Annotated in this window: 15 protein-coding genes; 5 read left to right on the forward strand and 10 right to left on the reverse strand. The window is 29.0% G+C overall.

Annotated features, from left to right (window positions below; translation table 11 throughout):
- Positions 1-83 precede the first annotated feature (83 nt).
- The 9 genes from GQF29_RS10250 to GQF29_RS10290 all read right to left on the reverse strand — a co-directional run bounded on the left by GQF29_RS10250 (position 84) and on the right by GQF29_RS10290 (position 6,600).
- Complete coding sequence (locus GQF29_RS10250; RefSeq protein ID WP_008787224.1) at positions 84-836, reverse strand: DNA alkylation repair protein; 753 nt, start codon at positions 834-836, stop codon at positions 84-86.
- Positions 829-1,419, reverse strand: a complete 591-nt coding sequence (locus GQF29_RS10255; RefSeq protein WP_008787225.1) for a TetR/AcrR family transcriptional regulator — start codon at positions 1,417-1,419, stop codon at positions 829-831. Before GQF29_RS10255 ends, GQF29_RS10250 begins: the two co-directional genes overlap by 8 nt.
- The gene (locus tag GQF29_RS10260) at positions 1,412-1,834 is read right to left on the reverse strand and encodes a VOC family protein (RefSeq protein WP_008787226.1); all 423 of its coding nucleotides are present in this window, start codon (positions 1,832-1,834) and stop codon (positions 1,412-1,414) included. Before GQF29_RS10260 ends, GQF29_RS10255 begins: the two co-directional genes overlap by 8 nt.
- A 125-nt stretch (positions 1,835-1,959) precedes the next feature.
- Positions 1,960-2,631: a CatA-like O-acetyltransferase gene (locus GQF29_RS10265; RefSeq protein ID WP_008787227.1), complete on the reverse strand. Its 672-nt coding sequence runs from the start codon at positions 2,629-2,631 to the stop codon at positions 1,960-1,962.
- Positions 2,632-2,828: 197 nt separating this feature from the next.
- Complete coding sequence (locus GQF29_RS10270) at positions 2,829-3,725, reverse strand: sensor histidine kinase (RefSeq protein ID WP_054325318.1); 897 nt, start codon at positions 3,723-3,725, stop codon at positions 2,829-2,831.
- Between the two features lie 15 nt (positions 3,726-3,740).
- Positions 3,741-4,484 carry an ABC-2 transporter permease gene (locus GQF29_RS10275; protein WP_008787229.1) on the reverse strand — a complete coding sequence of 248 codons (744 nt, stop codon included), beginning with the start codon at positions 4,482-4,484 and terminating at the stop codon, positions 3,741-3,743.
- The gene (locus tag GQF29_RS10280) at positions 4,477-5,391 is read right to left on the reverse strand and encodes an ATP-binding cassette domain-containing protein (RefSeq protein ID WP_008787230.1); all 915 of its coding nucleotides are present in this window, start codon (positions 5,389-5,391) and stop codon (positions 4,477-4,479) included. The genes GQF29_RS10275 and GQF29_RS10280 overlap by 8 nt, the downstream gene beginning before the upstream one ends.
- 88 nt (positions 5,392-5,479) lie before the next feature.
- The gene (locus tag GQF29_RS10285; protein WP_029158205.1) at positions 5,480-6,145 is read right to left on the reverse strand and encodes a response regulator transcription factor; all 666 of its coding nucleotides are present in this window, start codon (positions 6,143-6,145) and stop codon (positions 5,480-5,482) included.
- Between the two features lie 2 nt (positions 6,146-6,147).
- Positions 6,148-6,600, reverse strand: a complete 453-nt coding sequence (locus GQF29_RS10290; protein ID WP_008787232.1) for a nucleotide triphosphate diphosphatase NUDT15 — start codon at positions 6,598-6,600, stop codon at positions 6,148-6,150.
- A 251-nt stretch (positions 6,601-6,851) separates the two neighbouring features.
- Between GQF29_RS10290 and GQF29_RS10295 the strand changes: the two genes are divergently transcribed.
- From GQF29_RS10295 to GQF29_RS10305, 3 genes are all read left to right on the forward strand, one after another.
- A complete protein-coding gene (locus GQF29_RS10295; protein WP_008787233.1) occupies positions 6,852-8,594 on the forward strand; it encodes a M3 family oligoendopeptidase in 1,743 nt (580 codons plus the stop codon).
- Between the two features lie 73 nt (positions 8,595-8,667).
- The gene (locus GQF29_RS10300; RefSeq protein WP_008787234.1) at positions 8,668-8,865 is read left to right on the forward strand and encodes a hypothetical protein; all 198 of its coding nucleotides are present in this window, start codon (positions 8,668-8,670) and stop codon (positions 8,863-8,865) included.
- A 50-nt stretch (positions 8,866-8,915) separates the two neighbouring features.
- Positions 8,916-9,530, forward strand: coding sequence for a DUF2238 domain-containing protein (locus GQF29_RS10305; protein WP_008787235.1), 615 nt, complete (start codon positions 8,916-8,918; stop codon positions 9,528-9,530).
- Between the two features lie 68 nt (positions 9,531-9,598).
- Here the strand turns inward: GQF29_RS10305 and GQF29_RS10310 are convergent, their stop codons facing one another.
- A complete protein-coding gene (locus GQF29_RS10310; protein ID WP_008787236.1) occupies positions 9,599-10,489 on the reverse strand; it encodes an Rgg family transcriptional regulator in 891 nt (296 codons plus the stop codon).
- A gap of 123 nt (positions 10,490-10,612) precedes the next feature.
- Here GQF29_RS10310 and GQF29_RS10315 point away from each other — a divergent pair, with 123 nt between their 5' ends.
- Positions 10,613-10,879: a hypothetical protein gene (locus GQF29_RS10315; protein ID WP_008787237.1), complete on the forward strand. Its 267-nt coding sequence runs from the start codon at positions 10,613-10,615 to the stop codon at positions 10,877-10,879.
- Between the two features lie 114 nt (positions 10,880-10,993).
- A complete protein-coding gene (locus tag GQF29_RS10320; protein ID WP_008787238.1) occupies positions 10,994-11,578 on the forward strand; it encodes a TetR/AcrR family transcriptional regulator in 585 nt (194 codons plus the stop codon).
- The last annotated feature ends 14 nt before the right edge of the window (positions 11,579-11,592 follow it).

Raw genomic sequence — 11,592 nt, forward strand, 5'->3', positions numbered from 1 at the left:
TCTTTTTTGCTTAAGTGTAATAGGTCTTTTTCAATTCACTTATAAGTTATACTCTCTATTATCTAATAGTATAAGCATATATTTTATACACATGAATGTTTTTTGTTTTTTGTTCTTGAAGCATGCTTAATAATCCATTGACATTCCTTTGTTATATTTTCATTTTGCCAACTGGATACAATGAATTCAAACTTCTCTTGATCTTCCTTATATAAATCATTGAGATTATTTGCGACACTTTTTTGAATTGTTTTATCAGTATCATCCTTAAGACAAGTTAATAATTCATAATAAATATCAAAATATTCTAGGGCAACATACAGTTTTTTTGACCAAGGTAACCGTATCCTTATGCACTCACTTGCTAATCGACGTACTCTTTGATTGCTATCCTGACTCCATTTCAAAAGTAGATTCATTGATTGTTCAGGAAACTGATTTATAATTGTACGCATACAAAATTCACTCGTAAATCTTTTTGTTAATTCTTTACTAAAGGATGTACTGACTTCAAAATTTTCACCACCAAATAACTCAACAAATTTCCCAATTGGCCAAAGCCAATATCCCTCTGTAAACATGCCTAAACTGCCATTGAGTTCTGGCCCTAATATTTTTTTAAAAATACCAATCGTCTCTGAATAGTTTAAGGGGATAGATGCTTTTAATGCATTAGCTAGCAATTCTTGTCTATCATTAAATTCTAATTGCTCAATTGTTGGTCTTATCAATGAAATAAATTGATTGTCATTGAATTCTGAATAGACTGATTTTATCTTTTTAGCTAAAAAATATCCATATTCAATATCATAATAGTCTTTTACTTTCTTACCCATTCTTTTTAAATCCTTTTAATAAATAGTCAACTGCTTTATAAATTTGTTCATTATTCAAATTGTCAGATTCAGCAAGATAGATTGATAAATCATTTAAAGCACCAGATATCATATGTGAAATCATATGAATATCAAAATCAATTAATTGTTCATTTTTTTGAATAATCATAAGTTGTTCTTCTAAAAGTAAAACAGAATTTTCATCATCCATTTTCTTCCACTGAGTCCATTCTATAATATTAGGAGCTTCAATTAAGAGTATTCTTTTATTATTTTCTAAAGTTGCTGCTTCTACAAATCCAACACATCCTAATATTAATTGTTCCCAAATATCTTTTGATGATTGAGCTCTTTTTTCAACATTTAATCCAACCTCATGTTGTACAAGATTTAAAACTGCTTTAAAAAGATTTTTTTTATTTTTAAAGTGATGATAGACTGCCCCTCTTGTCATATTTGCTTCTTTCGCAATAGCCTCTAAAGATGTATTTTCATATCCATATGTGGAAAAATGATGACGTGCAATTGATATTAAGTTCTTGGTTGTATGAAGAGTTGCTAATTCTTTTTTATTATTAGTCATTATTTTCACCTAATTCTTGATTGCCTTTGTTATTTTCATAGGAAGGTTGAATCAATTGAATAATATCAACTAAATTTTTGTTGGGTGTTTCAATCATAAAATGTCTTTGCCCGTAATCTTCATTTCGAATATCCAACAATATTAATGAATGATTTTTATTCATAAATCTAGAATAGACAGTATCTACATCATCAACTTCAATGTTTAGAATAATACCTTCGCATTGTTTTCTAAACTGTTCTGGTATTGTATTATGAGAACTATCAATCATTGCTATCTCAAAACCATCATTATCTTTTAAACTTATATACCAATCACTTGTAAAGATTTCTTGAAAATCAAATAAATCTGTAAAAAAATTTGCCTCTTCTTGTATTTTATTACACATAAGTACTGGATAAAAACTTTTCTTCATATAAATTTCTCCTTTCTCTTTGATATAAACAATATAACATACATTCTGTATGTATGTCAATGGTATGAGAATTATTAGAAATACAAATGAAATGTTTCATAGAGCTGTCTAAAGTAGAAAATCAGTTAATCAAAATGATTAACTGATTGAATTAAATTACTGAACTTTTTTAAACAATTTTCTACATCTGTAAAAAATCTACAAAGGTGATATCCATCAGCAACCGCATGATGAATATTTAATGATAATGGCATAATGATTCTCCCACTTTCATTTTTTATATATTTTCCCCAAGTAATAACAGGCGCAATATATAGACCAGAATCAAAAATGTGCATATCAAAACTTTGATAATGTAACCATGGTAAACAAGATACATCAAATGTATTTGGTGGAATATTTTTTTGATCAAACCAACGGTAAGTTTGATAGACTTGCATATCTTTTATAAACTGCTGGTAAAATGCTTCAAAGTCAGAATGATAATCAATAACTAACTTTACAAACTTTTCATCTTCTTGATGAAAGTGTGTATAATAGGGGGAAATATAATCCCATGTACCAACTTCTCCATCTTCATTATATCCCATACGCAATTCTTCACGGCAATTAACTGCTGAACTTATAACCCATATCATTGCTGGATAGAACTTATATTTTTTATCATGGATCACCTGTAGGAATTCTGTGATATCAATGTTAACAGTCATACTCATGACACAACGCATATCATTTATGAAATGCTGAAACAGTTCTGCTCTGTCCCATGTGTCTAAATTCTTTTTTGTAAATTTCATTTTTTCTGCCTCCTAGAATTTTTCTTTAATTTTAAGAGGCTTTATTGAGTCCGATTTTCATTTTCCATTTTCCTTTCATATATATTATCACATTATATAACTTTTTAAATATGAATTACTGATATTTTAATTATATAATTCTGTTGTGCAATAAGCAACAAAAATCAATTGTTGTGTGAGTTTACACTTTTTAAAATCTATTGATTCAACGGTAATAAAATGTTTATAAACAGTTTTTTATTTTTATATTCTGCTGAAATTTCACCATTCATTTGCTGAATGAGAGTCTTAGAAATCTCTAAGCCTAATCCAGTTGATTTTTTAGCAGTATTGACAGTATAAAAGCGATCAAATAATCTTTCTATTTCTATCTGATTTAAATTCACAGCAGTATTGGTAAAAGTTATCTCACCATAATCTGTTAGAGTTATTTCTAAATCTCCATCACTATATTTAATAGCATTACTTAATAGATTTGTGAACACACGAGAGAGTGCTGCCGGATTAAGATGACAGATAACTTTTTCAGTAGGCATATTAATCTTTGGAATGATTCCTCTTTCTTTAAATGCCATATAAAAATCAGCAAGACTATCTTCTAATATATCATTGAGAATAATATCTTCTTTATTATCATTATTTTGTGAAATTATGGATAAAGAATAGAGAAAGAGTTCATCAGTTAATTGTTTTAGTGATTCAACTCGGTTGCTGATGATTTTAATATATCGCTCAACGTCTAAAGACTTGTCTTCTTCTTCTTCTAAAAGATCTAAATAGCCATAAATAGCAGTCAAAGGTGTTCTTAAATCATGTGAGATATTTGTCACGGCTTCTTTGAGTTTTTGACCACCATTTAAATAGTTGTGTCGTTCTTGTTTAAGAAGTTGTAATTGTTTATTAAGTTCATTTGCCAAATGTTTGATATGTCTATCACCAGTTGATACTAAAATCAATGTATTGGTTTCATCAGAAAGATGTTCTGCGAGTTCTGTGCAGATTTTATCTATATTTCTATTAACAAAGATAATTTTTATAAGCAGTATAATAATGATTCCAAGTAAAACTATGCACAAAAACCAAGGAAGAAACATCTTTTTCACCAACCTTTATTTTAAATCTTTTTTACGAAAAATATATATGCCAAATCCAGATATAAGAGTTATTAAGGAAAGTGCATATGCACATAACTTCCATAGTGTGATTGTGTCAACTGACATAGTTTGAAATATCTGTCCATAGGGATTAAAATCAAATAAAAACTGAAAAATTGTGACTTGATATTGAGGTAGAAAGCCAGGTCTTGCAAGCGAGTAACAGAGGAGTCCAGCAAACATTAAAATAAAGGCTGTTAAAATACAAATAATTGATGTCCTTGCTTTATTTGATGAAATCATACCTATAAAATTGAAAATTGCAATATATGAGATACATGCTAACCAGTAAGCTAATCCTATAAGCATTATTTGACTTATAGTTATATTTACTGAGGCATGTGAAACAAGAGTAAAAATACCACCTATAAGTCCCCAAATAAAGTAAATGATTGTGACTGCCACAGTGCCAGTTATAAAGCTTGCTAAATAAATAGTTTCTCTCTTATGACCAACAATAAGTTTATTTCGAATGGTTCCATCGTTATACTCTGTTCCAAGAAATAGACTATAGAAAATCGAAATCAATATACCAACAACTTGAAGAGATGCAAACAAAATCAAATCTACACGTGTTGAATTTTGATCAAGTAATATATAAGCAAATGAGCATTCTATCATAGCCATGAATAGAAGTGTTACCCAGAATGCCCTATTGAGCCATAGCCGGCTGATATTCGCGGATAATAAATTATACATTTTTATGACCTCCAATTAACTCAATATAATAGCTTTCTAGATTTTCATCGTTTTCTTGCATAGAAACGATTGTACAGTTCACCTTATCTAAGGCGAGTGCCAGTTGTGAGACTTGAACTTTAGCATAAATATCAGCCTCTGTTTCAGAAAGGATTTTATATTCAAGTTTCATTTGATCAAGTATTTGAGCAAGTGCTTTTGTATTGCTTACTTTTATATGTATACATTTTCTACAAGCCATTTGTAGTTCTTCTGAACTTATTTCTTTAACAATGCATCCATTATCAATAAATCCATAGTGAGTTGCTAGTTTTGAAAGTTCATCTAGGATATGACTTGAAATGAAAACTGTTATTTGCTGTTCATGATTGAGTTTTAAAATGAGTTCACGCATTTCTATAATTCCTTGAGGGTCAAGACCATTGATTGGTTCATCAAGTATTAAGAAATCCGGATGACCAGCAAGTGCTATAGCGATTCCTAGCCTTTGTCGCATACCAAGAGAAAAGTTCTTTGCTTTCTTTTTTCCAGTATGACTGAGTCCAACTAATTCTAAAATGTCTTTTAATCCATCAAAAGATGGCATCCCTAAAATGCAAAATTGCTGTTTGAGATTCTCTTCAGCAGACATCTCAAGATAAATAGATGGTGTTTCTACCACAGCACCCATCCTTCTTCGTATCTTATCAAACCCTTTTTCATGATTTTGTTTTGTGTACAATGTATAATCACCAGATGATGGATATTGAAGACCACAAATCAATCGAATAAGAGTTGTCTTTCCAGCACCATTTTTTCCAACAAAACCATATATAGCTCCTTTAGGAACATTTATTGTTAATCCATTGAGTGCTTTAAACTGTCCATAATGCTTACTTAAGTTATTTGTTCTTAAAACATATTCCATATGTTTACCCTCCTTTATAAGATAATATTATTTTAATCAATTTTTATAAAGAAAGTAGTAAAGAAAAAAGTAAAGAAATCGTAAAGATTTATGAAGTTCTAAGTTTGAAGCCAATTCCCCATACAGCTTCTATGTAGTCTTTACCAGTCACTTCACGAAGTTTTTTTCTTAAGTTACTGATATGCATTTTTAATGAACTTTCTGTACAGTCTGGAGTATCATCACTTATACGCTCTAATAAAAGTGATTTGGTAATGATTTGTGATGGATTTTGCATCAATAATTTTAAGATTGCATACTCAGTCCTTGTTAACTTAATTTCAGTATTGTGAATGGTCACTGTATGTGTATTGTGGTGAAGGTTCAATTCTTCAAAAGTAAGTATTGGAGATGATTCAAGGAAAATTGGTTTACGAAGTTGAACAGCAATTCTAGCCAAGAGTTCTTTTTTGTGGAATGGTTTGGTCATATAATCAACCGCACCATTAAGCAAAAGATTAACTTTGTTATCAATGTCAATTTTAGCACTTATAATAATAACGGGTATATTTTTAATCTTCGGCAGGACCTCTTCCCCATTGAGACCAGGCAACATTAAATCGAGGAGTACAAGATCTGGCTTTGCATGTTCAAGCAAAAGAATAGCTTCAGTTCCAGAATAGGCACGAGAAGTTTCATATCCTTCTTTTATAAGCGTTTCTTCAAGCATATTTCCAATATCTATATCATCATCAATGATTAATATTTTTTTCATATTCATTCATCTCCACTTTGAAGCTTATCAGTATCTTTATTTTTAGCAAGATATGCATCTATAAATTTCTTTGATGGAGAATATATTTTCTCTGGTAAACGTTCAAGAGAAAACCATTTCCATTCATCTTGCTTCTCTGGCTCCATGATTTCTAAATGACCAGTATAATCCTTTGTAATCATTTGAATTGTAACAAAATGTTTATGAGGTTGAATATCATCAACCGCACTGAATACTTCTAGATTCCAAACATCTAAATTTGTTTCTTCCTTCACTTCTCTTTTTGCACATTCAAATATAGTTTCATCATATTCCTGTTTTCCACCAGGTAAACACCAACTATCTGGTTCAAATATACCTCCAGTATCTTTTCCACCTGCTATACGATGTCCTAATAAAATTCTATTATCTTTTATAATCATAACACCGATTCCAACTTTTATGGTATCTCCCATTTTCTCACCTCATTGAATTTTTTCATAAATCATTTATAAAGACTATTTTACTACTTAATCACATATTCAACAAACAAATCATTAATAAAATCAAAATTCAGTAATTCTCAACATACTTTTTGTTTGTTTTTAAATAGAGACTATGAATTATTATATAATGATAATGTATAAATATAAATTATTGTTTCATATATTGTTATCTATAATGAAATCAGTGTATAATAAAAACAACAATACAAGGAGAAAGAATTATGGATAAAAAATGGAGTTTAAAAGAATTATATACATCTTTTGAAGACATTCAGTTTCAAAATGATTTAAAAGAAGTTGAAACAATATTAAATGATATGCGTAAATATCCATTACTACCAAATGAACAATCACATCTTATCCAATATCTAGAAGAAGAAAATCATTTAGACGATTTGGTAGAAAAGTTATATGCATATGTAAGCTTAACAATGAATGCTGATACAAATGATTATGAAGCTATTAAATATGCATCAGTCATTGAAACATTACTTGCTTCTTTTGCAGATGCAAGTGCTAAAATTCAAAAATGGATTGCTCAATTTGATTTTCAACAATTAACAGATTCTTATGTACAGGATCATATGTTTGTCTTAAATGAAATCAAACAACAAAATAAATACTTATTAGATGATCAAAGTGAATCTGTTTTAGCAAATATGAAAACAACAGGATCTAGTTCTTGGTTAAAATACAAAGATCAATTAATATCTTCATTGGAAGTTATAATGGATGGGAAAGTCTATCCATTAACTGAAGTCTTAAATATGGCTTATTCAAAAGATAAAGAAATCAGAAAAAAAGCATACGAGGCAGAGATTGCAGCGTATACAAGTGTTGAACATGGTATAGCAAGTGCATTAAATGCGATTAAGGGTGAAGCCATTACAGTGACACAATTACGAGGGTACGATTCGGTTTTACAAAGAACGCTGATAGATTCAAGAATGTCTCAAAAGACATTAGATGTTTTACTTGCTACAATGAAAAAAGCACTACCTATGTTTGAAAAGTATTTTCAAACAAAAGCACAATATTTAGGATATCAAAATGGATTACCTTGGTATGATATGTATGCACCCATTGTTGATGTGAATAGTGAATATGACTATGAAAAAGGAAGTCAATTTGTGATTGAGCAATTTTCTTCATTTTCACAAAACTTAGGTGATTATGCTAAAATGGCAATAGAAAAAAATTGGATTGATGTTTATCCTAGACAGGGGAAAGTAGGTGGAGCATTTTGTAATAACTTACATTGTATTGAAGAAAGTCGTTTCTTATTGAATTATGGAAATGATTTTAGCGATGTCATTACAATGGCACATGAACTTGGACATGGTTTTCATGGACATTGTTTAAATAGCCAAACAGCTATGAATGCTAATTATCCAATGCCAATAGCTGAAACAGCTTCAACATTTTGTGAAACGATTGTTAAAAAGGCAGCCTTAAAAAATGCTTCCCAAGCTGAACAATTAATGATTTTAGAGAATGAGTTATCAGATTGTGCACAAGTGATCGTTGATATATATTCACGTTTCTTATTTGAAAGTCGTTTGATTGAAAAAAGAAAAGAGGGTCCATTAAGTGTTGCTGAGATAAAAGATTTAATGATTGAAGCACAAAAGGAAGCTTATGGTCATGGTTTAGACCAAAATACATTGCATCCTTATATGTGGACATGGAAACCTCATTATTATGAAGCGGACTATGCTTTCTATAATTTCCCTTATGCTTTTGGTTTGTTATTAGCAAAAGGATTATATGGACTGTATCTTAAGGAAGGAAATCAATTTGCAACAACTTATGAAAACTTTTTATCATTAACAGGAAAGATGAATTTAGAGGATGTTGGAAAAAGTGTTGGTATTGATTTGACTTCTGAAGATTTTTGGCAAAATTCTATTGATATGATTCAAGAGGATATTTATTTATTTGAAAGATTATTACGAGAAGTTTAAACAGGTTGATCATCAATCTGTTTTTGTTTCTCAATTAAAATCAATGTGTTAAAATAGATTTGAGGTGATGGAGATGTTAAGGAAAATGATAAGTGTTATAGTGACAATCATTCTAACATATCTCTATTTTAAGGTTATTGCTCAACCCATCAATCAATATTTCTTTAGAACTGATCATGAAGGAATGAGTTTGATCATTTTATTTATTGTGTATTTTGTAATCATTTTGCCAGTTATTTTAATTCTTGTGAACAAGTTTATTATGAAATAATTTTTATTTATCTTAGAGAGTGGTACAATAGATTTAAAGAAGGTGCTGTTATGAAAAATAAAAAGTTAGATATCATTTTTAAGTTGTGTATTTTGGTCTATGTAATAACATTGATTTATGCTTTTTATATGAACTGGCAAGGAAAATATTTTGGTATGACATTTGTCGCTTGTTTAACGCCGTTTATGGCACCATTGTTTATGAAACTTATCAAAGTTAAAGTTCCTGATGAATTCTATTTGTTGAATATTATTTTTATTTATTTTGCAAGTCTGTGGGGTAGTTGTTTAGGTGGCTATTCTACACCTTATTATGATAAATTTACTCATTTTGCGAGTGGAATTGTGATTTGTGAATTGGCGTATATGTTATATAAACATCTTTTAAGAAATGAGAAAAGAAAGATTGTTATGTGTATATTTATCAATGCAGTTAATGCTACCATTGCATTACTTTGGGAGTTTTATGAGTATGCTTTGCTTGTCTTTTTTCAATATGATGCAATTAGAAATGTAACAGGGGTTCATGATACAATGACAGATATGCTAGTGGCAGTTATTGGAGGAATACTATTAACCATTTATTTGGTGAGGTTTGATCAATCTTCAAAAGACCATTTCTTTGTTTCATTAGAAAGAAAACTATATAAACTCAATCATAAATAATTAGATAAAAAGATATTGAATACATGATTTCAATATCTTTTTATCTGTTTAAACCATAATTGTTATGGTTAAACAGATATATGATTATCATTTTGAATAGCTCTTAATCCTGCTTCTATTTGTTTAATTATGTTTTCATTATCTGTAAGTTCACAGATTAGTTTTGCTTTATTAATAAGTTGTAATCCTTTTTCTTGCTCATCAGTGGCATAGAAGTAAAGTCCTTCTAAATAATATAACATAACTTTCCACACCATCATTGTTATATCTTCAGTTAATTCATATAATCTTTCGATAACTTTAGCTGCAAGAGAATATTGTTGAGTATAAATAAGTGAGAATAAATGATTTGTTAAAAGATGAGTTATATAAGTAAGGAATTCTGGATGATACTGATATTTTTCTATAGATTTCCATGCTGTAAGAAATAAACTTGTCTTTATTTCATTATTTTCAAAAAGAAAATGCATATTAGAAAATATTCTTAATTCTGATAATGTCCATGTTTCTATGTTGAATAAATAGTTTTGGATTTCTTGTTTTGCATGTAAGTAATGATTTGAGTGTTGATAATCCGTATCAGAATATATTGATTGTAGGATGAGCATTTGCCAATATGCTACTCGGCTAGCAGGATCCTGACTTTTTTTAGATTCTTCTTTAATAATATCATTTATGAGTTGGGCATAATGATCATCATTTTCAAACTTTTTTTCATTAATTTCTACCAAAGTCTGATTGATTAAATTTTCATGATAATGATTATGTATAAGTATGAATTCATCTATTGAAATCATTAATCGTTTTAATATGTTTAGCATAATTGAAAACTTAATATCATATAATCCTTTTTCAAAGTCAATAGAAAAAGATTTGCTTAATAATCCTGTATAAATTTCTTTTTGTTTAAATCCTTTATTTAATCTGATTTGACGAACTGTCAGTCCATATTTTTCCATAATTACACCTCGTAGATCATTTTATCATAATATAATTTTATAGTAAATTTGGTATGAGTATTCGGACTTTTTGATTAAAATAAGCAATTATAAGTTAAAGTAAATATATAAGGAGGAAAGTTTATGAAAAGTAAAAATGATGAAAAATGGAAGGTGAGTGAATTATCACCAGGACTTTGGGTCGTTGAAGTTAGAGAAATTGATGAAGAAAAAGGACAGGAAAGTTTAATGGATATGTTAGAGAAAGAGCTTGAATATATTGATGATACAATCGTCGACTATCAATTGAATCAATTATCAAAAGGTGTATGGATTATTAAGCTTGATGAAACAAGTCAAATAATTCAAAGAATCAAAGACAAACTTAGAAACATCTTTAAAAATGAATAATTACAATTAAAAAGAAGTTCTAAAAGTTGTTATGATATTTCTTGTATTGACTTTTTATCTTTATAGATTTATAATGACTAAAAATAGATATTTAGTCAAAAAAGAGGTGATGAAATGCCAAAGGTTTATTCTCAGAGTGAAAAAGATGATATTAAAGGCAGATTAAAAGAGGCGACAAGGCAAAGTTTATCAATGAATGGGATTAAAAAAACAACAGTTGATTCACTTGTAAAAGAAGTCAATATTCCTAAAGGAACATTTTATTTGTTTTATAAATCTAAAGAAATATTAGTATTTGAGGTCCTACTTGAGTTTCATGAAATCTTTGAAAAAGATATGAAAATAGCATTATCACAGTTGGATTTTCAACATATGGATGTTCATCAACTTACTGATTTTATTCTTGACTTCTTTCTAAAAGCCAAAGATAACCCTTTATTTCAAGCCTTAACATCTGGAGAATTAGAGTTACTTACAATGAAACTACCTCCAGATATAGTGAATGAACATTTTCAACATGATCAACAGATGTTAGAACAGATTTTGATGTATATTCCTCATCAGGAAGATATAGATATCAAGGCATTATCTGGAGCATTTCGAGATTTATTTATGTTTATGTTTTCGGATTGCTGTCAAGACGAGCAATCATTAAAGATGTTAATACAAGGTTTAGTCTTACAATTTTTAAAACAATAACTTGGTCATAGAAC

This window comes from Coprobacillus cateniformis, assembly GCF_009767585.1.
Lineage (GTDB): Bacteria > Bacillota_I > Bacilli_A > Erysipelotrichales > Coprobacillaceae > Coprobacillus > Coprobacillus cateniformis.